We start from the raw sequence: 22,325 nt of genomic DNA on the forward strand, positions 1-22,325 counted from the left end.
GGCATGCGTGGCGTGGCGGGCAGGCAAGCTGCTGGTGAACGTGGACAGTGCGCAGGAACTCATTCATGGTTCTGCCAGTGCCACAGGGCTCGCAGATGCAAGCTCCAGATTCATCGTGAACACGCATCCGTGGCCGGGAATATCCTGGACGCTCAGGGTGCCCCCGTCTGCCTCCACGCTCTTGCGTGCGATGGACAACCCGAGTCCGAGTCCCGACCGGTCGCCATTAGCTTGCGAGAACGGGGTGAACATCCGGCTCGCGCTTCCGGCCGGAAGTCCGCCGCAGCTGTCTTGAACCTCGATCGAGACCCGATCGCCGTCCTGGACCGCGCGCAATTGCACCGTCCCGTTGGGCCGGGTGAACTTGAACGCATTCTGCAGGAGGTTGCCGAGCGCAGCAGACAGGATGTCCCGATTGGCCACCACGCTCAGCGCAGGATCGGCAGGAGTGACCTCGAACCTGCACAGGTGGGCGTTTGGATCGAGCTTGGCCGTTGCGGCCGCATCGACCAGCAAGTCCGCCACCAGGAACTGCTCGCGAAGAACCGTGGCTTGCGGCGCGGAGCGAACCTCGTCGATCGTCTTGTCGATCAGCTTCTTCAATGCACCCAGGCTGCGCTTCAGGACGGCACCGGTCGCCCCGCTGATCGGCATGTTCGTCAGCTCCAGCGCGCTGACCGAGAGCATCGCCGTTCCGAGCGCGTTGCGAAGCTCATGGACCAGGAATCCGATCCGCTGGTTGACTTCGGCCGCCTGATCCATGCTCCTGGACAGGTCCCTCTGGTAACTGAACTCCGTGACCGCGTCGGCAATTGCATTGTCGAGGCACCGGTTCAAGGTACGAAACTGGTCGACGCTGAACGGTGCATCGCGCTCCACGGCCAGTTCGGTGATGGCCTGGCAGAGGTCGCCGTAGTCGTGGACAACCTGGTCGACCGTGAAGCCCATTTCGAGAAGCTCACGGCCATGCGCAGCTGCGCTCAGCCCGATTTCGGACAGCGCGACCGCGTCGCCCCCCGATGCGCCGGAGATCCGCGTCCCTTCGGCGGATTCGCCTTTTTCCTCAGCCGCCAGAGTGCGCGTCAGTTGTTCCAGGAAGATGGGGATCCCGTGGACAAGCTGCTGGTCGGTCGCAGCGCGTTTTGGACGCTGGGCCACCTTCTGCTTGCAGCGAGCGATGAGTTCCTCTCGATTGTTGACGAGAAACTGGTGCATGCACTTCTCCTGCGCAGCATCCGCAGAACCGCCTTGCGAAGTCGACGGCAGCAGGGCTGCTTCAATGTTGCGCCCCAGTATGCGCTTCAAACAGCAGCAGTCGCAAAGCGAGAGGCTGACGTTCGTCGCTACCCTAGCGGAACTGCCACCGTCGGGATGTTTGCGACATCCCTGATCACCTGCCGCTGCGGCAGGTAGTGCAGCAGCAGGTCCGTCTCTTTCTTCACCACGCGATAGCACTCGCAACTCAGGGATTCCAGGCGCGGCCGGTCCAGCACGGTGATGAGTCCCCGCTCATACGAGATCACCCCCAGTTGCTCCAGCTTCGACGCCGCGACGGTGACGCCGGCACGGCGAACCCCGAGCATGTTGCTGATGAATTCCTGGGTCATCGTCAACTTGTTGTGGGACAGGCGATCCATCGAAAGCAGCAGCCAGCGGCACAGCTGCTGGTGGATCGTGTGGTGCCGGTTGCAGACGGCAGTCTGCGCCACCTGGGTGATCAACGCCTGCGTATAGCGCAGCATCAGCAGCAGCAACTCCCCGTGCCGATTGAACTCTTCCTTCACCCGCGGACGCGGCAACCGGTAGGCGTACCCCGCGCTTTGCACGATCGAGCGGCTGGGAGTGCTCTCCCCACCCATGTACAGCGTGATGCCCAGCAATCCTTCGTTACCCACGACGGAGATTGCCGTGGAAGCACCGTTCTCCATCAGGTACTGCATGGAGATGATCGAGTCCGTCGGGAAATAGACGTGGCGCATGGAGCGCCCTGCCTCGTACATCAGCGCGCGCAGCGGCAGCTCAGCCAGCTCGAGGTGCGGGAAGAGTCGCCCCTGGACGTCGGGCGACAACGCGGCGAGCAGATGGTTCTGCCGTGGGTCTGGAGGAGGTCCCGCCTTCACGGATCCTTTGGTGCGGGAGGGTTCGTGCGCCATCGCCCGCAAGTTTAGACCAAGCCCGCGTGGCTCGACCGTGAGGCGCTGTGTTCCGGAGCGTACCGACGGCAGCGTCCGCCCTGCACAAACGTCACGTCATGTCGGCGCAGCAACGTACCGCGATCGATGCCACGGCCCTGCGACTTGCCGCACTGCTGGAGCAGTAGGAACGGGATGTCGAGGAGCTGAGGTCCACGTCGCCATCGGCCAAGCCGGCGTGCTCCAGCGTGCCAATTTCTCGCCTTGCCGACGGCCAGATGGGGCCGGCATCTGGCGCCTTGCGCGCATGGCCGGGCTCGACGGCCTACGATGGTCCGGTGAAAGACCTGCGATATTTCGACCCGCACCGGCGCGCGACCTGGCTGGAGCTGTTCTTCGACCTGATCTTCGTCGTCGCCCTGCGCGACGCGAGCCAGGTCCTGAGCGAAGCGCACGCGGGCCACCTGGGGGCGCAGCAGTTCCTGCGCTTCGTGCTGCTGTTCCTGCCGCTGTGGTGGATCTGGGCGGGCCACACGATCTACGCCAATCGCTTCGACACGGACAGCCGCCAGCACCGGCTGTCGACCCTGCTGATCATGTTCCTGCTGATCGTCATCTCGGCGCAGATCTCGGCCGGCGCCCAGGAACACTACGCGCTGGCCGTGGCCTGTTACTGCGGGGCGCGGCTGATCATCGCCGGGATGTACTTCGTCTCCAGGCGCAAGCACCACGACCGGGGCGGCTTCGCGACGACGGTGGGCACCGTGTTCGCCGTTGGGGCCGGGATCAGCCTTTCCTCGGTCCTGCTGGACCCGCCCTGGAGCTACCTGGTCTTCTATGCCGGGATCGTGTTCGACATGGCTGCCCTGGTGCTGCTGGACCGGAGGCTGCACGTGGTGCCGGCGCACACGGCGCACCTGGTCGAACGCGTCGGCCTGCTGACCATCATCCTGCTGGGCGAATCGGTGATCAGCATCTCCGCGGCACTGGCAAACATCTCATGGAACCCGTCCAACGTGATGGCCGCCGTCAGCGGCTTCGTCATGGTGTCGGCGATCTGGTGGATCTACTACGACAGCTTCCACCTGCTGGAACACCGCAAGTTGGCGACCGGGCACTCGCTCCTTTATTCGCACTTCTTCCTGTTCGTCGGCTTGGCGATCCTGGCCTCCCTGATCCGGCATGCGATCCTGGACGACCTCGACCCGGACGACTTCCGCCGGCTGGCCGCCGCCGGCACGGTGCTGTTCTTCCTGGGCAAGCAGTACGGCTACTACATGGAGGTGCCCGAGCTGCGCCCCTACCTGCTGTCCAACACCGCGGCCGTGTTCGCCCTGACGGCCCTCGTGCTGATGTTGCCGCTCGGGCTCGGGGGCATGCTGGTGGGCATGACGGCGACCATGATCTGCTATGTACTGCTCAACCTCCGCTACCGGCATCTGGTGCGGGTCGGGCAGGTGTCGGCCTGAGCTGCTGTCCAGGGGCTTCCAGGCGGACAAGCAGTCCGTGCGTGACCATCGCCGGCCCCCGCTACTTGCTCAGGAGCACCGGCACGTTGGCCTGGTGCAGCACCCGGTGCGTCACCGGGCCGATCAAGGGCCCGCCGGACGGGCCCATGCCGCGCACGCCCATGGCGATGGCATCGGCCTTGGTGTCCTCGGCCGCGCGCACGATCTCGGAAGCCGGCAAGCCCATCGCCGCACGCAGCACGACCTTCAGGCCGGCGGACCGGGCCAGCTTGTCGGCGGCCAGCAGCACCTCGTCCTGACGGCGACGCTGGTCCTGGTCGAAGCGCTCGAGGCTTTCACGGTCATCGGAGCCCAGGGCGCGCGGATCGTCGCGTACGTTGACGATCACCGCCTCCACCTCGGGACCGGCCTTGGTGAGCCGCGCGGCCGCCTGGATGGCGCGATCCGAGAACTCCGAGCCGTCCACCGCAATGACGAACTTGAACATGCCCGCTCTCCTGAAAAGCGTTCAGGCAGTTATAGGAGACGGCCGGTGGACCGTGTTGCAGTTTCATGCGCAGATACGCGCCGGGGCGGGGCTGGCTTGCGGCCGGCGAACCCGTGGCCGCCGGTCAATCCGCGGCGGGGACCTCGCCCGGCATCCATTCGCCCTTGAACTCGCAGGCGAACCGGTCGTCGAAGATGGTCACCTGGAAGCGGTAAAGCTCCTGGCAGTCCTGCGCCAGGACGAACTGGCCGTCCTGCAGTTCCAGTTGCTGCTTGCGATCGACCCGGTACGTCCAGGTTTTCGGGCTGGCGCCCCCCATGTTGCGCTGGCAGTAGCCAACCATCTGCCGGATCTCGTCCGGGTCGATCCGATGCCCCTTGGCCAGGGAGATGGCGTTGAAGACGTGGAAGTTGTCGCTCTGCTCGTACGTGAAAACCATCAGAAACCCGCCGCGGGCACGGTCCGATAAACACCTCGGCAGTATCGTATCAGGCGCAGGTGCGGAAGGCACCCCAACAGCGTCGCGGCGTGGGCCAGCGTGCGTGACCGTGTACTGAAAGCGTGCAGAGCGGCGAGAAAGTCCCACCTAGTCTGGATCGGCTCTCCACATCGGAAAGCTGACCGGCAAGAGCGGCCCGCATCCATGACGCGGTTGGTTCATCGCGCAAGGCCCTGGCCGCCGTGCTCACCGAAACACAAGCTCCACCTCGCCGCGGTCCAGCAGCGCCTCCGGGTGCAACTCCCGCATCCGCGCCTCGATGTCCGCCACACGCTGCAGCGGCACATCCAGCATCAGCAAGATGCGCCCTTGCGCGATGTGGGCCGCGAAGCGTTCCAGGCACTTGTTCGGCACGGAGATTCCGATCATGCTCGAAGTCCATGCGTCGACCAGCGCACCGGCGATGACCAGCGCGGGCACGAGGCTCCATTGCGGCGCGCCGTCGGGGGCTGGAAAGATGCCCGCGACCAGCGCGCCCAGCAGGCCGCCCACGGCGGCCCCGATGACCGAACCGGCTTCGGCCGAGCGGATCACGTCGGAGGTTTGCAGCACGTTGGCGGCATGCAGGCCGGACAGGTCGCAATCCTCGCGGGCCATGAAATGCATCCGGTGCACGTCGACACCGGCCAGCAGCAGGTCGTGCATCGTGGCCAGCGCGCTGGCGAGGTTGGGCAGCAGCCAGTAGACGCGCCTGCGCACGGCCGGCTCCTAGTGCGAAGGCGCCGCCGGCTGCTGTGCCTCGGGGGTGAAGAAGGCGCCGCGCGTGAGCCAGGTGTAGTTGGCCTCGAGTGCGCCTATCGCCACCAGCGTGACCAGCAGCAAGGGCGGGATCACGATGGCATACACCAGCGCCAGCCGCTCCCACAGCATGTGCATGAAGACCGCGACGATCAGGCCCGCCTTGAGCAGCATGAAGATGATGATCAGCGACCATCGCAGCAGCCCTTGCGCGTGGAAGTAGTCGACCGAGTACGACATCGCGCTCAGTACGAACAGCAGCGCCCAGATCTTGAAGTAGATGCCCAGCGGATGCTGCTGGCCGTGTGCCTGCGCGGCGGGCTGCTCCCCCGCGGCGACCGGATGATGCTCTGCGTGGTCCATGGCTGCCCCTGCTACCAGAGATAGAAGAACGCGAAGATGAACACCCAGACCAGGTCCACGAAGTGCCAGTACAGGCCCAGGATCTCGACGATCTCGTAGTTGCCCCTGCGCCCGGTCAGGAAGCCCGCTCGCTGCTGTTCGAGGTCGCCGCGCAGCACCTTGACCGCGACGATGACCAGGAAGATCACGCCGATGGTCACGTGCGTGCCGTGGAAGCCGGTGATCATGAAGAACGCGGATCCGAACTGCGCCGCGCCCCAGGGGTTGCCCCAGGGCCTGACGCCTTCATGGATCAGCTTGGACCATTCGAACGCCTGCATGCCGACGAAGGTGGCGCCCAGCGCCGCCGTGGCCAGCAGCAGGATGGCTGTCGTCCTGCGGTCGCGCCGGTAGCCGAAGTTGACCGCCAGGGCCATCGTGCCGCTGCTGGTGATCAGGACGAAGGTCATGATCGCGATCAGCAGCAGCGGGACGCTCCTGCCGAACAGCGTCAGCGAGAAGACCTCGCTCGGATTGGGCCAGCGAACCGTGGTGGACATGCGCACGGTCATGTACGAGATGAGGAAACTGCCGAAAATGAAGGTGTCGCTGAGCAGGAAGATCCACATCATCGGCTTGCCCCACGGGACGTTCTTGAACGCCCGCTGGTCCGAGGACACGTCCGCCACGGCGCTTCGCCACCCGCCCGGTGCGGGCAACACACCGGCCGCTTCGCTTTCCTGGTGCACCATCATTTGCGTGTCCTCGCTGGCGCGCTCACAAGGGCGCGGCCGAACAGATCGCCATCCCGAATGCGTCGAAAACCAGCAGCACGTACAGCACGAGCCAGACGGCGAGCAGGTAGTGCCAGTAGGTCGCGCACAGTTCGATGCCAAGCCGGATCGCGGCCGCGTCCGAAGCCCGCCACGCCCGCAACAGCGCGCGCAGCCAGGCCACCAGCCCGCCCAGCACGTGCAGGCCGTGCACCGCGGTGAGCACGTAGAAGAACGCAGCGGCGGCACTGCTGGCAACGAAGAAGCCGGCGTCGTTCAGTTGCTTCCAGACGGTCAGTTGCCCGACCAGAAAACTCACCGTCAGCAGGCCGCTTGCCACCAGGCCGAGCCGCACGTCGTCGCCTTGCTCCCGGCGTGCGGCATGCACCGTCCACTGCATCGCCAGGCTGGCGCCGACCAGCAGCGCGGTGTTCAGCGCCAGCAGCCTGGGCCGGGGCAGCGGGCTCCAGTCGGCCAGGCCCAGGCGCATGGCATAGGCGCTGACGAACAGCACGAACAGCGAAGTCGCCACGCCCAGGAAGACCCACAATGCCGTCCTGGCCGCCGGGCGGGCAACGGCTTCCTGCGCCGGCAGTTCCACGACCTGCGCCTGCCACGGCTGCACGTAGATCGTCTGGCGGAACAGCCACCACACGATGACCGCCATCATCGCGGTGAGGAACACCAGTCCGATGGTCATGCCGCTGCCCCTCCCATCGGTCCCGTGCCCTTGGTCCACGCTTCGGCCGCAACCTCCGCGGGCGCCACGTTCTGCGGGATGTAGTCGGCGTGCATGCCGGGCACTCCGTAGTCGTAAGCCCAGCGGTAGACGGATGGGAGTTCCTTGCCGAAGTTGCCGTGCTTCGGCGGCGTCTCGGCCGTCTGCCACTCCAGCGTGGTTGCGTGCCACGGGTTCGGGCCGGCCGGCCGGCCCCTGAAATAGCTGGCGACCAGGTTGTAGAGGAACACCATCTGCGCGGCGCCGACCACGAAGGCCGCGAGCGAGATCCAGGCGTTCAGCAGGTGCGCCGAATCGGGAATGAAGTTGGTGCCGCCTATGGCGTAGTAGCGCCGCGGGATCCCCATGAATCCCAGGTAGTGCATCGGATAGAAGATCGCGTAGGTGCCGATGAAGGTGACCCAGAAGTGCAGCTTGCCCAGGGTGTCGTCCAGCATGCGCCCGGTGATCTTCGGGTACCAGTGGTAGATGGCCCCGAACACCACCAGGATGGGCGCGATCCCCATGACCATGTGGAAGTGCGCGACGACGAACATCGTGTCCGACAGCGGCAGGTCGACCACCACGTTGCCCAGGAACAGGCCGGTCAGGCCGCCATTGACGAAGGTGAAGATGAACGCGATGGCGAACAGCATCGGCAGGTTCAGGTGTATGTTGCCGCGCCACAGCGTCAGCACCCAGTTGTAGACCTTGATGGCCGTCGGCACAGCGATGATCAGCGTGGTGGTGGCGAAGAAGAAGCCGAAGTACGGGTTCATCCCGCTGACGTACATGTGGTGCGCCCACACGACGAAGCTCAGGCCGCCGATGATCAGGATGGCCCAGACCATCATGCGGTAGCCGAAGATGTTCTTGCGCGCATGCGTGCTGATCAGGTCGGACACGATGCCGAAGGCCGGCAGCGCCACGATGTACACCTCCGGGTGGCCGAAGAACCAGAACAGGTGCTGGAACAGCAGCGGATTGCCGCCCTGGTAGCTCAGTTGCTGGCCCTTGGAGACCAGCGCCGGCATGAAGAAGCTGGTGCCCAGCGTCAGGTCCAGCAGCATCATCAGGGCACTGACGAACAGGGCGGGAAAGGCCAGCAGGGCGAGGATGGTGGCCATGAAGATGCCCCACACCGTCAGCGGCAGCCGCATCATGGTCATGCCCCGCGTGCGTGCCTGCAGCACGGTCACCACGTAGTTCAGGCCGCCCATGGTGAATCCGATGACGAAGACGATCAGGGAGACGAGCAGCAGGATGATGCCCACGTGCGCGCCTGGCGTGCCGTCCAGGATGGCCTGCGGCGGGTACAGCGTCCAGCCGGCGCCCGTGGGGCCGCCGGGCACGAAGAAGCTCGCCACCAGCAGGAGCACGGCGATCAGGTACAGCCAGTAGCTCACCATGTTCACGTACGGGAACACCATGTCGCGCGCCCCCACCATCAGCGGGATGAGGTAGTTGCCGAACCCGCCGAGGAACAGCGCCGTCAGCAGGTAGATCACCATGATCATCCCGTGCATGCTGACCAGCTGCAGGTAGGTGGTCGGGTCGATGAACGAGAAGCGGCCCGGAAACCCGAGCTGCAATCGCATGAGCCAGGAGAACACCAGGGCGACCAGGCCGATGGCTATGGCGGTCACCGCGTACTGCAGCGCGATCACCTTGGCGTCCTGGCTCCAGATGTACTGGCCGATGAAGGTCCGGGGGTGGTACAGCTCGACCTCGCCCACCTCCGCAGGCGGGGCGAAGTCGGATTCGTCATGCGCAGCGTGGCTGGTCATCGCGGCTCCCCATTGCCCGGTGCAAGCGTGTTGATGTGGGCCAGCACGTCACCGACTGCCGCGTCGTCATTGAGCATTCCGGCAATCAGCGCCATCTGGCCGCCGTAGATGTCCTGCGGATGGTGGCCGCGGACGCCGTCCCTGAAATTCTTCAGTTGCCTGGCCATGTACCAGTCGCTCATGCCTTTCAGTCGCGGGGCGTTGGTCGCCGCGATGCCGCCGCCATCGGCGCCATGGCAAGCCGCGCAGGTCGCGAACCGGCGCCGGCCGCTGTCGACGTCGCCCCGGATCGTGGTCGCCGCCGGCGCGTCGGGCAAGCTGGCGATGTAGGCCACCACGTTGGCGACGGCTGCGTCGTCCGCGAGCGTGGCCGCCATGGGGGCCATGGTCTTGCCGTACACATCCTTGTCCTGCGTTCCGCGCACCCCCTGCTTGAACAGATGCAGTTGCCGGTCGAGGTACCACGCCCCCTGCCCGCTCAGCTTGGGCGCGTTCATCGCCACGTTGCCTTCGCCATTCGCGCCGTGGCAGGCGGCGCAGACTGCATACGCGACCTTTCCCGCGGCCGGGTTGCCGGGGACCCGGGCACTCGCCTGGGCGACGGTGGTCTGCCGGTCCAGCCAGGCCTGGTAGACGGCCGGCTCCTCCACCACGAGCCGGCCGCGCATGGCGTAGTGGCCGATGCCGCAGAGTTCCTCGCAAAGCAGGTCGAAGGATCCGGTGCGAGTTGGTATGAACCAGGTATAGGTGACGAGGCCCGGCACCAGGTCCATCTTGACGCGCAGCTGCGCGATCGTGAAGTCGTGCAGCACGTCCTTGGAGCGCAGCAGCAGCTTGACCGGTTTGCCGAGCGGCAGGTGCAGTTCGGGGCTGGCCACCAGCACGTCGTCGCGGCCGTTGGGGTCGCCAGGGTTGAGTCCGAACGGGTTCGCGTCGGTGACGAAGCGCGGGTGGACCGTGCCCAGCTTTCCGTCTTTCCCCGGCAACCGGTAACTCCAGTGCCACTGCTGCGCCACCGCCTCGACCACCTGCGCTTCTTCCGGCACGTGGATGACCTTGGCCCAGACCAGCAGGCCCGGGGCCAGCATGGCGGCCACCCCGGCGGCCGTGAGGATCAGGAGCCACCACTCCAGCTTCTTGCTCTCGGGCTCGTAGCGCGCGCGTCCGCCTTCGCGGTGGCGGTAGCGGACCACGCACCAGGCCGTGAAAAGGCCTACCGCGACGAACACGAAGCCGGTCACCCAGAAGGTGATGGAGATCGTTTGGTCGATCGCGTGCCAGTTGGAGGCGATCGGCGTGAAGTACCAGGGGCTCAGGAAATGGAACAGGACCGAGCCCAGGGCCAGCACGACCAGGACGACGGCGATCGCCATGGCTAGGGTTCCGCCGGAGCAGCGTGCCGGGGCAAGGCCCGGCACTGACGGGACTGCAACTTCAAGAGAGTGTCCATATGGCCCCCCTTGCGCTCGGCAGCGCACTGCGGCGAGTTGTACACCCGCTGACGCAGCAAGGCAAGGCAAGGCAAGGCGGCCGCAGTCTCGCGGTCGAACGCGACCGGGCATGCGCTCTTCAGGGTTGCTCCTTTACACGCCCCAGCGGTAAACCTATGCTTAAGTTCTCAGGATTCGCACAGGAGTTCCGTATGAAGCCCTTCAGCATCGGGCGCGGCATGACCAACATGCGCGGGGTCTTCTATCCCACCGGCCACATCGTCCTGATGTTCCCCACCGAAACGGACGCGCTGCATGCATGCGAGCTGATGCGACAGGACGGGGTGTCGGAGGACGATCTGTGCCTGGCCAAGCCGGAGGAGTTCGAGCGCCAGATCATCGGGACCATCGACGATGACGACGACATGCTGCTGCCGTCGATCGGGACCGAGTCGGACACGGCGATTCACTTCCGCGAGTTGGCGCATGCGGGGCACCACGCGCTCATCGTGCACGCCAGCGCGAAGCTGACGTCCAGCCACGTGCTGGACCTGCTGCACGACTCGCACATCTCGTACGGCCAGCGCTACCGCTTCCTCGTCATCGAGGACCTGGTCTGTTGATGAAACAAGGCCGCTGAGGGCGGTCCTTGCTGCATGCACGGCGCGGCGAGGGCGTGTTGAAACGCCCCGTCAGCCGGCACGCCTGTCGTTCGCGACGCATGCCACCAGAAGCAGGAGCGCACCGAACATGCAGGCGAAAAGGGAAAGTGCGAGGCGACTCCAGGAGAGCGACCCCGTCCAGCCGTAGGCGCTGATTGCCAGCAATGCGGCGCCGGCGATCGCCAGGCCTGTTCGCCGGCTGCTCCATTTCGCCTGCGACCGTGCGATCGACACGGAGGGCGCGCTGTATGGAACGCGAACACCAGAATCGCCGGCACGCCAGGCAGATCGAGCCCTGGCAATCTCGGCGCCAGTGGCCCTGGCAGGAAACCCACAAGACGCGCAGAAGGTCGCCAACGGCTCGTTCGGCTTGTCACAAACAAAGCAGCGCCAACGGTAGGGTCGTCTCATGATGGCTGCCCTTGCACAGGGCCGGCGGACAAGGGGCGGATGGAGCGCAGCGATGGGACGTCGCGGTCGATCGACATGCCAGGCATCAGCGCGCACCACGCCAACTCGAAGCGGTCGACCATCTGGCCTCCTGTCTGCTTTTCGCTATGGTGCCTGAAGCCCAGCCACCCGTAAACGCTGAAGCGTGGCGGAAGGCACCTCGACAGCGCCTGGCAGCGTCGAGCGCAGCGCACAAGCCCCACCAATGAGGGCGACCAAGCGGCTTTCAGCCCGTTGGCCAGAGCGGCGCGATGCAAAAAGCCGCCATCGGCGCGCTTGAAGACGGTGCGAAAGATCCGCACCACAGGTGCATCAGACGCCCCGGCCTGAAAGGCGGATCCTGCGAGATCAACAACTGGCACCCGAGGGGTTCAAGGCCGATGGGTCTTTGGACCCAATCAGCCAAGTCAGCACGACAAGCCCGGTTGCAGCTCTAGCGGCCCTGGCTGGCTCCGGGCCTGCCACAGCGGAATCCGACCCTGGGGAAATGCGTATCGACGCCTTGCAAGGCATCGATCGCAAACACCCCGGCGGAGGTGGTATCCGTGAAATTCAAGCCACGGATCAGTGCTGCGGGATGGCCCGGCGAAGGGATGCCCCCGCCTGCGATGCAATCGACGTCGTTCGTGTTGAACAGCGGCGCGACACAGCCCGCCGAGGCAGGCAGCCAATCTGCAACCCGCTCGGAGAGGTTCCCGACCATATCGAAGGCGCCCACGTCCGAGACACAGTTTCCCGTGGTGCCGGTCGGGACGGCGGCACCCGTGTTCGTATTGCAGGTGGTGATCCCGTCTCCGTTGAAGCCCGGATCGGGCGTGCCGAGCGCCGCGGCCTGCCACACCGCATTCGGAAGAAGCTCCTTGCCGGCATTGCGGCACATGGCCGCTGCCTGGAACCACGTGGTATCCCCCGCCGGCAAGACGCCAGGGATGGACGCCGCGAACACCTTCGTGCAGCCATTACCGGTGGCCGGGCACCCCGCGGCGTCGTAGTCGTTCACGCGCGCCCCGCGCTGCTGGCTCCTGCCGACGAGATCCCGCTCGCTGCGGATGTCGCCCTCCTTGATCCGCCTGATCGTGCGAGAGTCGTCCGTCTGCCAGGCGCTGGCTTCATACTTGTCGACGCACCACGAACCGACCTCCACGCTGTCCGGGGGGCACGAGAAGTCCCTTGAATCTGCAGGAGCCGGCGCGAAGGCAAGGCCGGCGGAAAGTACCACGCCGGTGGACACCGAGTTGAGCAGCGATCGTTGCAGCACCCGGACCTCCTCTCACCGCAACTCATGCGGACCAAACCAATCTAGTCGCTGCAGGGGAGGAATTCAACTCGCCCGTCGGGCGCGACGCATGAGGAAGCCGGGTCTTTCCGCGTACACGCGGGGCAAATGGCGCAAGCAGCGTCTGTGTTGATTCTGTGCAGGCGTGCAACGTCGCGAAAACCTGCCGGAAAGCGTTTCGAGTGCCGCCGGAAGCGCATACGAAGGCCCTCGGCAGCGTCTGGGATAATCCGCAAAGCCCCTCTTTGTCGCCTCAAAATAAATGCCGACGACCATCCAAGCAGCCGACCTGATCGAGTCCGTTTCCGCCGCGCTGCAGTACATCTCGTACTACCACCCGGCCGACTACATCGCCCACCTCGCCCGCGCATACGAGCGCGAGCAGAGCCCCGCGGCGAAGGACGCCATCGCGCAGATCCTCACCAACAGCAAGATGAGCGCGATGGGGCACCGGCCCATCTGCCAGGACACGGGCATCGTCAACGTGTTCCTCAAGATCGGCATGGACTGCCGGCTGGAGGGCTTCAGCGGCAGCCTGGAAGACGCGGTGAACGAAGGCGTGCGCCGCGGCTACCTGCATCCGGACAACACGCTGCGCGCTTCGGTCGTCGCGGACCCGCAGTTCGAGCGCAAGAACACCAAGGACAACACGCCCGCGGTGGTCAACGTGGAACTGGTGCCCGGCGACAAGGTGGAAGTCACCGTCGCGGCCAAGGGCGGCGGCAGCGAGAACAAGAGCAAGATGGCCATGCTCAACCCGAGCGACTCCATCGTCGACTGGGTGCTGAAGACCGTGCCCACGATGGGCGCCGGCTGGTGCCCTCCCGGCATGCTGGGCATCGGCATCGGCGGCACCGCGGAAAAGTCCGTGCTGCTGGCCAAGGAAGCGCTGATGGACGACATCGACATGTACGAGCTGCAGGGGAAGTCCGCACGCGGCGAGAAGCTGTCGCCGGTGGACGAGATGCGCCTGGAGCTGTTCGACAAGGTGAACGCCCTGGGCATCGGTGCGCAGGGGCTGGGCGGCCTCACCACCGTGCTGGACATCAAGATCAAGATGTTCCCGTGCCACGCGGCCGGCAAGCCGGTGGCCATGATCCCGAACTGCGCCGCGACGCGCCATGCGCACTTCACGCTCGATGGCTCGGGGCCCGCGTACATCGACCCGCCCAGCCTCGACCTGTGGCCGCAGGTGGCCTGGCAGGCCGACACGAAGAAGAGCAAGCGCGTCGACCTGAACACGCTCTCGAAGGAAGAGATCGCGACCTGGAAGGCTGGCGACACGCTGCTGTTGAACGGCAGGATGTTGACCGGGCGCGACGCCGCGCACAAGCGCATCCAGGACATGCTCGCGCGTGGCGAGAAGCTGCCCGTGGACTTCGCCAACCGCGTCATCTACTACGTCGGCCCGGTCGATCCGGTGCGTGACGAAGTCGTGGGACCTGCCGGCCCGACGACCTCCACGCGCATGGACAAGTTCACCGAGATGATGCTCGCGCAGACCGGCCTGATCGGCATGATCGGCAAGTCCGAGCGCGGACCGGAGGCGATCGAGTCCATCAAGAAGCACAAGGCGGCTTACCTGATGGCCGTGGGCGGCGCCGCGTACCTGGTTTCCAAGGCGATCAGGAAGTCGAAGGTGCTCGGCTTCGCGGATCTCGGCATGGAAGCGATCTACGAGTTCGACGTGGTCGACATGCCGGTGACCGTGGCGGTGGACTCCAGCGGGACCAGCGTGCACACCACCGGTCCGGCCGAGTGGAGCAAGCGCATCGCCACGGGCGAGTTCAAGAAGATTCCTGTCGCGGCGGCCTGAATCCGTCCGGCACGGCGGCAGCGCGACGCGCAGGTAGAGTCAGCCCCATGGACTGCGATCGGCCCATCGGTGTGTTCGACAGCGGCGTGGGCGGGCTCAGCATCCTGCGGGCCCTGCGCGCCGAGCTGCCGCAGGAAGACTTCGTCTACTTTTCCGACGCCGCGCACGCGCCCTATGGCGAGAAGGACGAGGGCTTCGTCTCGGAGCGCTCCCTCGCCATCGCCGTGGACCTGCTGGAGCGGCATCGCATCAAGGGGCTGGTGGTCGCCTGCAACACGGCGACCGCGGCCGCCGTGCACCTGCTGCGGGCGAAGCACACGCAGCTGCCGGTGGTGGGCGTCGAGCCGGCGCTGAAGCCCGCCGCGGCCTGGACCCGCACGGGCCATGTCGCCGTGCTCGCCACGCGCAGCACCCTGGCCAGCGCGAAGTTCCGCAGCCTGCTGGACTCGCTGCACGGGCAGGCCGAGTTCGAGCTCGTGCCCTGCGACGGACTGGCCGCTGCGATCGAGGCGCACGACAGTGAGCGCATCGCCGCCCTGTGCGAACGCTATACGCGTGAGCTGTCCGGCTTCGGCACGGCGGCCGGCGAGATCGACACGGTGGTGCTCGGATGCACGCACTACCCGTTCGCGACCGACGTGTTCCGCGAGCTGTTGGGCGAGCAGGTGCAGTTGGTCGAGACGGGGCAGCCGGTGGCGCGGCAGACGCGGCGGCTGCTCGAACGGCAGGCGCTGCTCAATCCGCGAGGCGAAGGCAAGGTGCGGTGGCAGACCAACGGCTCGCCGCAGGCGCTGCGGGGCGCCGCCGCCCGCTGGCTGGGACTCTGAGGCCGGGTCGCCGTGCGTCAGTGCAGGTGCCGTGGACGGCGACCGCCGCCGTGGCCGCCGGGGCCGCCGCTGCCGCGGGGCGGCTTGCCCAGCTCCAGCGAACTCACCAGCTTGTCGAAGCGCTCGGAGAACAGCTTGTCGATCTCCGCGACCACGCCATCGAGCTCGCTCGCGTCGAAGTGGCGCTCCATCAGGTTGACCACGTCCTGCACCAGCAGGTCACGCTGCACCTGCATGATGGCCGCGGGCGTCGGGCCCACGAACAGCATCAGGAAGTCGTCGCGGGACTCCTCCTCGGGGTCGGCTTCTTCCTCGTCGAACTCGGCGTCGTAGAAGGTGACCTCGATGGCCGCGCCCTCTTCCGCAAGGTCGTTCAGCGCCATGCACATGTCGTCCAGCTGCTGGCGGAAGTCGAGGTCGCCCGCGACCGTCCAGCACATCGTGAGCAGGCGTTCCTGCGCATCGAACTTGATGCCCGGCTCTTCCTCGTACGCGCTTTCGGCGCCGTCGGCCAGCGACTTCGCGCCCGCGTAGGTCCACAGGGGCTTGAGCGCCTCCTGCAGCTGGGCGTAGTTCACCCCGTTGCGCAGCGGCACGTCGCCGTGCACATGGATCTCGAAGGGGGCGTCGTAATGGGACATGGTGCTCTCCGGCCCTCTGGTGGCCGTTCCGTCCTTGGATATCTTAGTTGCTCGCGGCCGTTCAAGGCCGCGCTTTGTTTGCCTGGTGCCAGGACCAGGATTACCGGGACGCCAATGAGACGCAGCCTGTGATTTTACGCGCACCCTGCGGGCGCGCGGCTGAGCCGCCGCCGCGGCAGGCGGCCGGCAGCCACAGGCGGCCACAGCGCCAAAAACGCAGGAAGGCGCCGCTGGCGCCCTCCTTGCCTACTTTCTCTTCCGCTTGAACAGCTCGCGGATCCCGCTGACGAAGAGATAACCCGGCGACTCCCGCCAGCTGCGCAGCAGCCCCGCGCGGATGTCCTTCGCCAGAGCCCGCCATTCGCGTCGCCGCACCGCCCGGCTCCTGCTTGCGCGCGTGCCCACCCAGGTGAACACGGCCGCGGTGGCGGCGGCGGCGATGAGCAGGTCGGAGTCGTCGCTCATGGGCGTTCTCCCGCTGGAAGGGCGGGCGCGGCCGGTGCGGCCGCGCCCGTCAGGTCAGGCTTCCCGTGCGGACGCGTCCATCTGCGCACGGCGCATCGGTCGCAGCACGAACCACGCCATCAAGGCGGCGACTGCGTTCAAGGTCGCTGCCACGAGGAAGACTGAGTGCCAGCTGCCGGTCGCCGCAACCAGCACGCTCGACAGCGGCACGAGCAAGGAGGCGGTGCCCTTGGCGGTGTACAGCAGGCCCGCGTTGGCCGCCGCGAACTTGGAGCCGAAGGTGTCCGCGCAGGTCGACGGGAACAGGCTGTAGATCTCGCCCCAGGCGAAGAACACCAGGCCGGTCAGGATCACGAACGCCACCGGGTCCTGCCCGAACGTGTACAGCGCCATGATACCGATCGCCTCGAGCCCGAAGGCGATCAGCATGGTGAGCTCGCGGCCGATCTGGTCCGACACCCAGCCGAAGAACGGGCGGGTGACACCGTTCAGGACGCGGTCGATGGCCAGCGCGAAGGTGAGCGCGGGCAGCACGAGCCCCATGATGTCGACGGGCACGTCCGCGATCTTGAAGTCCTTCGCGATGGGCGCGAGTTGCGCGACCGCCATCAGCCCGCCGGCGCCAACCATCACGAACATTGCGTACATGACCCAGAACACCGGCTTGCGCACGATCTCCCCGGGCGAATAGTCGCGGCGCGTCTGCTGCACCTTGGCCTCGCCGCCGATCCTGCGTGCCTCCGGCGCGCGCGTCAGCAGCCACGACAGGGCGAACACCACCAGGCCCTGGCCGATGCCGAAGTACAGGAACGCGGCTTCGTAGCCGCTGGACTTGATGAAGGCCGAGATCGGGATCACCGTCAAGGCCGAGCCTGCGCCAAAACCCGCTGCCGTGAGGCCTGCGGCCAGCCCGCGGCGGTCCGGGAACCACTTGAGCGAGTTGCCGACGCAGGTGCCGTAGACGGCACCCGCGCCGATGCCGCCGATCGCCGCACCGACGTACAGCATGGTCAGCGTCTGCGCGTAGGAGTTGACCACCCAACCCAGGCCGCACAGCACGCCGCCGATCATGACGACGATGCGCGGGCCGAAGCGGTCGACGAGGTAACCCTCGACGGGCACCAGCCAGGTTTCGGTGAGCACGAAGATCGTGAACGCCACCTGGATGGCCGCGCGGCTCCAGCCGTGCCGGTCGCCGATCGGGTTCACGAACAGGGTCCAGCCGTACTGCAGGTTGGCAATCATCGCCATGCAGACGATGCCGATCAGCAGCTGGCCCCAGCGATATGCCGGGCGGTGCGCCGCCTGCGTCGTCGAACCGACCGGATAGGATCCGGCTGCCATTTCGGGGGTTGCCATCGTGCCTCCTTGTGGTTGCGCAGGCCGCGCCCGCCATCGGGCACGAACATCGTTCCTGCGGGTCGGCTGGCGCGGCGCCATCGCACCTTGCTGCAACCTGACCAAGCATTAATGCTCTGGCCTCCGGGCCCTCAACCACAACTGGTGGTTTCCCTCCCTGTCGAGTTACTTCAGCCGCACTTAGGGAACAGGCTTACCGGAGGTGCCCTCGACGATCCGGAGTCCGTGGGCTTTCCTTCCTGCGCGCCGTCCGCTGCGAACCGATGCGGTTCGCGCTCGCGTCCTACCTGGACGTGCTACCACGCTGCACGCACAGGCTGTGCACCGCTTCCTAAGCTGTGGTGTCCGATGTCCTCGACCATGCCGCCCGACCTCCAAGCTCGCCCGCCGAAGTCCGAGTTCCTGCGCTCCCTCGCGCAAGGCGTCGTCATAGGTGCGATCGCGCTGGCGATCGCGATCCCCTGGATGCGCGCGCATCCGCTGCACCAGACACCCGAGGTCTCCGCACCGGCCGCTGCACCGGAGGTGTCCGCACCGGTTCGGCCCGCTGTGCCGGTCCCGCCGACGCATCCCGCGGCGCCCCACCGGCTCGCCGACTTCCGCGGCGTGCACGTGTCGGCCGCTGTGCGCGAGGTGGCGAACTGGTCGTTCTACACAGGCGACAACCATGGCCACTCGGTCGTGATCCTCGACAAGAAGGCGGCCATGGTCTACGCCCTCGATCCGTCGGGACGGCTCGTGTCCAGCGCGCCCGTGCTCCTGGGACTCGCGGTCGGTGACGACGCGGAGCCCGGTATCGGCGACAAGCCCCTGTCCCAGATCCGCGACGACGAGAAGACCACGCCGGCCGGCCGCTTCGTCGCCGAGCCGGGCGAGAACACGCAGGGCGAGGACATCGTGTGGATCGACTACGACCTCGCGCTGGCGATGCATCGGGTCATCAAGGGCACGCCAGCGGAGCAGCGCGCGCGGCGGCTCGCGTCGCCGGATCCGAACCAGCGCCGCATCTCGTTCGGTTGCATCAACCTGCCGCCCGCCTTCTACGATCACGTGCTCAGTCCCGCCGTGAAGAAGACGGGAGCGATCGTCTACATCCTGCCGGAGATCAAGACGACGCGGCAGGTCTTCGGGTCCTGGGACGTCACGCAACCGGGCGCGCATCCGCCGGCCGGCACCGGCGTGCGCACTGCGGCGGCATCCGCGCGCGGCAAGCCCGCGCGGGCGTATCGCGAGAATCCGGCCGCCGCGGGCAGTGCCGCTACTGCGCAATGACGATGGTGGCAACGCAGCGCATTCCGAGCCGCTTCGCCCGCGAGCCTTCGCCACTAGTGCATCGACCCGGAATGAACCGGGACGCCCTGGTTCGAGGGCCGCAAATTGCAGGTCACGCAGTTCGCCAGGAACCCCGGGCCTGAGCACTGTTGAACGAAACGGCTGCGGCTTCAGCCGATCTGTTCAAGCCCGCACGCGCTCCGGCCGGAAAAATCAGGTGCTTCGCAACCTACTCGGAGCACCCTATGGCGACCTTCGCCCTTCTCATCCAGCCCAGCGTGCAAGCAGAGCTCGACGCCGCAGCGTCGGCCGAATCGCGCGGGCACTTCACCACGGCGTTCGAGCACCTGGAGCGCGCACACGTGCTGGGCCAGCCCGCGACCGCTGAACATGTGCGCGTGCACTGGCGCATGTTCCGGTTTGCCGTGCGCAATCGCAGGGCGGGCGAAGCCTTCGGGCAGGCCTGGCGCCTGGTGGCCGCAGCCGTCTTCACCGCATTCGGACTCGTGCCGGAAGGCAATACCGGCGGCGCCGACGTCAGCGGCTTTCGCCGCATGCCCGTGCCTCAGGACCTGCGGCCTCTCATCCAGGCCGCACGCCAGGACGCGAAGCCCGGGCGCCCCGCCAGCCGGCGCCGGCTGTCCGCAACGGTCGCCTTCGCAGCGATCGCCGCGCTCACCACCTTGGGGATGACCGCCTGCGGCACGATGCCGAAGGACCTGGACGTCTCGCTCGAGAAGCCCTCTGCAGCCGGCGTCTATCGCGTTGCCCTGGTGCCGCCCGCACAGGCGCCGGCCATCAACCAGATGCACAGCTGGAAGGTGAAGCTGGCCACACCGGACGGCGTTCCCGTTCATGGGGCCAGGTTCGCCGTCGACGGTGGCATGCCGCAGCACGGACATGGCCTGCCCACGCAGCCGCGCGTCACCCGCGAGCTGGCCGACGGCATCTACCAACTCGATGGGATGAAATTCAGCATGACGGGCTGGTGGGAAGTGAAGCTCGCCATCGACGGTCCCCGGGGCGCCGACAAGGTGACCTTCAACACCGTGGTTGAAGCGCCGAAGGTGCGGCAGTGAATGACGATGTCTCCAGTGCGAAGACCTCGTGGTTGGCGGGCGCCGCGGCGCTGGTCGCCGGGTGCCTGTTGACGGTCGCCACTGCGCAAGCCCTGGACAAGACTCCGTTGCGTGACAGGTGGAGTGCGCAAGAGACGGCCACCCTGGGCACCATGAGGCTGAAGGAGGCCGGCCCCCGGCCCGTCGATGCTTCCAATGCCTACGAGCAACGCGCGGACGCAGCGGCGCTCGGTCGCGCCCTCTTCAACGACACGCGCCTGAGCAGGAACGGCCAGGTGGCCTGCGCCAGTTGCCATTCGGCAGACAAGCAGTTCCAGGACGGCCGCCAGTTCGGCCAGGGCCTGGGCATCGGCAAGCGACGCACCATGCCTGTCATGGGCGCTGCACACTCGCCCTTCCTGTTCTGGGACGGTCGCAAGGACAGCACCTGGTCGCAGGCCCTCGGTCCGTTGGAAGACGCCGCGGAGCACGGCGGAAACCGGGTCCGTTTCGTCAAGCTGGTTCAGGCTCACTACAAGGAGCAGTACCAGGCCGTCTTCGGCCCCATGCCGGCGCTCGGCAAGCTGCCGGACGACGCCTCGCCCGGCGGCACGGAGGCCGAGCGAGCCGCCTGGGCGGCGATGTCCGCGAGCAGCCGCGACGCTGCCAACCGGGTGTTCGCGAACATGGGCAAGGCGATCGCCGCGTTCGAACGCAACATCTCGTACGGAGAATCCCGCTTCGACAAGTACGCGGAGGCCACCGTCAGCGGGGATGGCCGCGGGCAGGAGGTGCTCTCGCCACAGGAAGTGCGCGGACTGCGACTGTTCCTCACCAAGGGGCAGTGCGTCACCTGTCACAACGGCCCGATGCTGACGGACCACGCATTCCACAACACGGGCGTGCCGCCGGCGGACCGCGCGCATCCCGACCCCGGGCGCGCCGAGGGCTTGAAGAAGTTGCTGCAGGATGAATTCAACTGCCTGGGCCGCTACAGCGACGCGAAGGCGGAGCAATGCGGGGAGCTTCAGTTCCTGGCCGCCAACGACCCGGGCCAGCTGGCCGCTTTCAGGACGCCGAGCCTGCGCAACGTCGCCGAACGAGCGCCGTACATGCACGCTGGCCAGTTCACCACGCTCGAACAGGTGGTCCAGCACTACGCAGCATCGCCGAAGGCAGTGCTGGGTCACAGCGAGCTGGCGCAACCCGGTGAGAAGCGCTCCGACCGGCAGACCATCCGGCTGTCACCCGCCGAAGTCCAGGACGTCGCTGCCTTCCTGGGAGCGCTCACCGGGCCCGTGGTTCAGGCGAAGTGAGGCTCTCGTGCCAGTTCGCGTTCGCTCAGCGGCCCCTTCATCTGCAACACCGACGGCGGCAGGCCGAACATGGTCCGGGCCGTTCGGGACAGATGCGCAGAGTCCGCAAAGCCCGCCGCGTGCGCCGCACTCGAAAGAGTTTCTCCGGCGCTGAGCAGCGTCCAGACATGCAGCAGCCGGCGCCACAGAACGTAGGTTCGCAGCGGCATGCCCGTCTCCTCGACGAACAGGTGCCGGAACCGGTCCGCGGAGAGGTTGGCCACCTTGGCCACCTCGGGCAGCGACACGGACTGGTCGACCCTCTCGCGCAGGTACTCCACCGCGGCCAGCACGCGCGGGTCTGACGGCTGCCTTGGCGCGGTCTTCGAAATGTCCTCGATGAGCCGGGCGCAAATCGCGTTGACTTCTGCCCGGCTCTTCTCCACGCGCCACGCGTGCTCCACGCGCCTGGCAGCTTCTCCCACGACCTCGGCCCCGAGGACCTCGAGCCTGCCCTGCAGGCGGGCGGTCAAGGCCTTGCCCTCGGGTGTTTCCGGCTCGATGAAGAGCACGACGCTCATGTCGCAGCCGGTCACGTCGATCGTGTGAGTCGCTCGCGACGGAACGAGCGCAGCGGCGCACGCGACCCACTCTCCGCGCCGGCCGAACTGCACGCGCAGGCCGCCCGGGGCGCCAAGCACCAGCTGGATGGCGCAATGGGAGTGCGGCGAGATCGCGCCTCCGCCGCCGCCCGACCCGATGAACCCGCAAACGCCCGACCAAGCGAGGAAGTCACCTCGGTACGGGTTGGCTAAAGGCTTGTCCATGG

The 22,325-nt window shown here is 66.8% G+C and carries 22 protein-coding genes; 7 read left to right on the forward strand and 15 right to left on the reverse strand.

The annotated features are described in order from the left end of the window. Positions 1-63: 63 nt before the first annotated feature. A complete protein-coding gene (locus JJB11_RS20075; protein WP_201175671.1) occupies positions 64-1,215 on the reverse strand; it encodes a sensor histidine kinase in 1,152 nt (383 codons plus the stop codon). A gap of 128 nt (positions 1,216-1,343) precedes the next feature. Then, the gene (locus JJB11_RS20080) at positions 1,344-2,153 is read right to left on the reverse strand and encodes a Crp/Fnr family transcriptional regulator (protein WP_201175673.1); all 810 of its coding nucleotides are present in this window, start codon (positions 2,151-2,153) and stop codon (positions 1,344-1,346) included. Positions 2,154-2,470: 317 nt separating this feature from the next. Here JJB11_RS20080 and JJB11_RS20085 point away from each other — a divergent pair, with 317 nt between their 5' ends. Then, complete coding sequence (locus JJB11_RS20085) at positions 2,471-3,601, forward strand: low temperature requirement protein A (RefSeq protein WP_201175674.1); 1,131 nt, start codon at positions 2,471-2,473, stop codon at positions 3,599-3,601. A 61-nt stretch (positions 3,602-3,662) separates the two neighbouring features. Here JJB11_RS20085 and JJB11_RS20090 read toward each other — a convergent pair whose 3' ends face one another. The 8 genes from JJB11_RS20090 to JJB11_RS20125 all read right to left on the reverse strand — a co-directional run bounded on the left by JJB11_RS20090 (position 3,663) and on the right by JJB11_RS20125 (position 10,318). Then, the gene (locus JJB11_RS20090) at positions 3,663-4,088 is read right to left on the reverse strand and encodes a universal stress protein (protein ID WP_201175675.1); all 426 of its coding nucleotides are present in this window, start codon (positions 4,086-4,088) and stop codon (positions 3,663-3,665) included. Positions 4,089-4,212: 124 nt separating this feature from the next. Then, entirely contained in the window at positions 4,213-4,527 is a 315-nt protein-coding gene (locus JJB11_RS20095) for a hypothetical protein (RefSeq protein WP_201175677.1), read from the reverse strand. A 246-nt stretch (positions 4,528-4,773) separates the two neighbouring features. Continuing rightward, entirely contained in the window at positions 4,774-5,286 is a 513-nt protein-coding gene (locus JJB11_RS20100) for a DUF1269 domain-containing protein (RefSeq protein ID WP_201175679.1), read from the reverse strand. A gap of 9 nt (positions 5,287-5,295) precedes the next feature. Then, the gene (locus JJB11_RS20105; protein WP_201175686.1) at positions 5,296-5,688 is read right to left on the reverse strand and encodes a cytochrome C oxidase subunit IV family protein; all 393 of its coding nucleotides are present in this window, start codon (positions 5,686-5,688) and stop codon (positions 5,296-5,298) included. Positions 5,689-5,699: 11 nt separating this feature from the next. Further along, positions 5,700-6,422 (reverse strand): heme-copper oxidase subunit III family protein, encoded by a 723-nt coding sequence (locus JJB11_RS20110; protein ID WP_201175688.1) that lies wholly within the window; start codon positions 6,420-6,422, stop codon positions 5,700-5,702. A gap of 22 nt (positions 6,423-6,444) precedes the next feature. Next, positions 6,445-7,140, reverse strand: coding sequence for a cytochrome c oxidase subunit 3 (locus tag JJB11_RS20115; RefSeq protein WP_201964974.1), 696 nt, complete (start codon positions 7,138-7,140; stop codon positions 6,445-6,447). Further along, positions 7,137-8,945, reverse strand: a complete 1,809-nt coding sequence (locus JJB11_RS20120) for a cytochrome c oxidase subunit I (RefSeq protein WP_201175696.1) — start codon at positions 8,943-8,945, stop codon at positions 7,137-7,139. The genes JJB11_RS20115 and JJB11_RS20120 overlap by 4 nt, the downstream gene beginning before the upstream one ends. After that, positions 8,942-10,318, reverse strand: coding sequence for a c-type cytochrome (locus JJB11_RS20125; protein WP_201175698.1), 1,377 nt, complete (start codon positions 10,316-10,318; stop codon positions 8,942-8,944). Before JJB11_RS20125 ends, JJB11_RS20120 begins: the two co-directional genes overlap by 4 nt. 269 nt (positions 10,319-10,587) lie before the next feature. Between JJB11_RS20125 and JJB11_RS20130 the strand changes: the two genes are divergently transcribed. Next, positions 10,588-10,998, forward strand: coding sequence for a hypothetical protein (locus JJB11_RS20130; protein ID WP_201175700.1), 411 nt, complete (start codon positions 10,588-10,590; stop codon positions 10,996-10,998). Between the two features lie 922 nt (positions 10,999-11,920). Here the strand turns inward: JJB11_RS20130 and JJB11_RS20135 are convergent. Then, positions 11,921-12,745: an SUMF1/EgtB/PvdO family nonheme iron enzyme gene (locus JJB11_RS20135; protein WP_201175702.1), complete on the reverse strand. Its 825-nt coding sequence runs from the start codon at positions 12,743-12,745 to the stop codon at positions 11,921-11,923. 280 nt (positions 12,746-13,025) lie between these two features. On the opposite strand from JJB11_RS20135, the gene JJB11_RS20140 reads away from it, so the two are divergent. Then, positions 13,026-14,579 carry a fumarate hydratase gene (locus JJB11_RS20140; protein ID WP_201175704.1) on the forward strand — a complete coding sequence of 518 codons (1,554 nt, stop codon included), beginning with the start codon at positions 13,026-13,028 and terminating at the stop codon, positions 14,577-14,579. 47 nt (positions 14,580-14,626) lie between these two features. After that, positions 14,627-15,406, forward strand: a complete 780-nt coding sequence (murI, locus tag JJB11_RS20145; protein ID WP_201175706.1) for a glutamate racemase — start codon at positions 14,627-14,629, stop codon at positions 15,404-15,406. A gap of 17 nt (positions 15,407-15,423) precedes the next feature. Here the strand turns inward: murI and JJB11_RS20150 are convergent, their stop codons facing one another. The 3 genes from JJB11_RS20150 to oxlT form a co-directional block, all read right to left on the reverse strand. Beyond that, positions 15,424-16,047, reverse strand: a complete 624-nt coding sequence (locus JJB11_RS20150) for a DUF6806 family protein (RefSeq protein ID WP_201175708.1) — start codon at positions 16,045-16,047, stop codon at positions 15,424-15,426. A 246-nt stretch (positions 16,048-16,293) separates the two neighbouring features. Next, on the reverse strand, positions 16,294-16,512 hold the full coding sequence (locus tag JJB11_RS20155) for a hypothetical protein (protein WP_201175710.1): 219 nt from the start codon (positions 16,510-16,512) through the stop codon (positions 16,294-16,296). Between the two features lie 54 nt (positions 16,513-16,566). Continuing rightward, entirely contained in the window at positions 16,567-17,856 is a 1,290-nt protein-coding gene (gene oxlT, locus JJB11_RS20160) for an oxalate/formate MFS antiporter (protein WP_201176140.1), read from the reverse strand. A 363-nt stretch (positions 17,857-18,219) separates the two neighbouring features. Between oxlT and JJB11_RS20165 the strand changes: the two genes are divergently transcribed. The 3 genes from JJB11_RS20165 (at position 18,220) to JJB11_RS20175 (ending at position 21,517) form a co-directional block, all read left to right on the forward strand. Next, positions 18,220-19,143 carry a hypothetical protein gene (locus JJB11_RS20165; protein ID WP_201175712.1) on the forward strand — a complete coding sequence of 308 codons (924 nt, stop codon included), beginning with the start codon at positions 18,220-18,222 and terminating at the stop codon, positions 19,141-19,143. Positions 19,144-19,388: 245 nt separating this feature from the next. After that, positions 19,389-20,222 carry a DUF3703 domain-containing protein gene (locus tag JJB11_RS20170; protein ID WP_201175714.1) on the forward strand — a complete coding sequence of 278 codons (834 nt, stop codon included), beginning with the start codon at positions 19,389-19,391 and terminating at the stop codon, positions 20,220-20,222. Then, a complete protein-coding gene (locus JJB11_RS20175) occupies positions 20,219-21,517 on the forward strand; it encodes a cytochrome c peroxidase (RefSeq protein WP_201175717.1) in 1,299 nt (432 codons plus the stop codon). Before JJB11_RS20170 ends, JJB11_RS20175 begins: the two co-directional genes overlap by 4 nt. On the opposite strand, the gene JJB11_RS20180 is transcribed toward JJB11_RS20175, so the two are convergent. Next, entirely contained in the window at positions 21,505-22,323 is an 819-nt protein-coding gene (locus JJB11_RS20180; RefSeq protein WP_201175719.1) for a helix-turn-helix domain-containing protein, read from the reverse strand. The genes JJB11_RS20175 and JJB11_RS20180 overlap by 13 nt on opposite strands. Positions 22,324-22,325 lie beyond the last annotated feature (2 nt).

It is taken from the genome of Ramlibacter ginsenosidimutans (genome assembly GCF_016654015.1).
Classification (GTDB): Bacteria; Pseudomonadota; Gammaproteobacteria; order Burkholderiales; family Burkholderiaceae_C; genus Ramlibacter; species Ramlibacter ginsenosidimutans.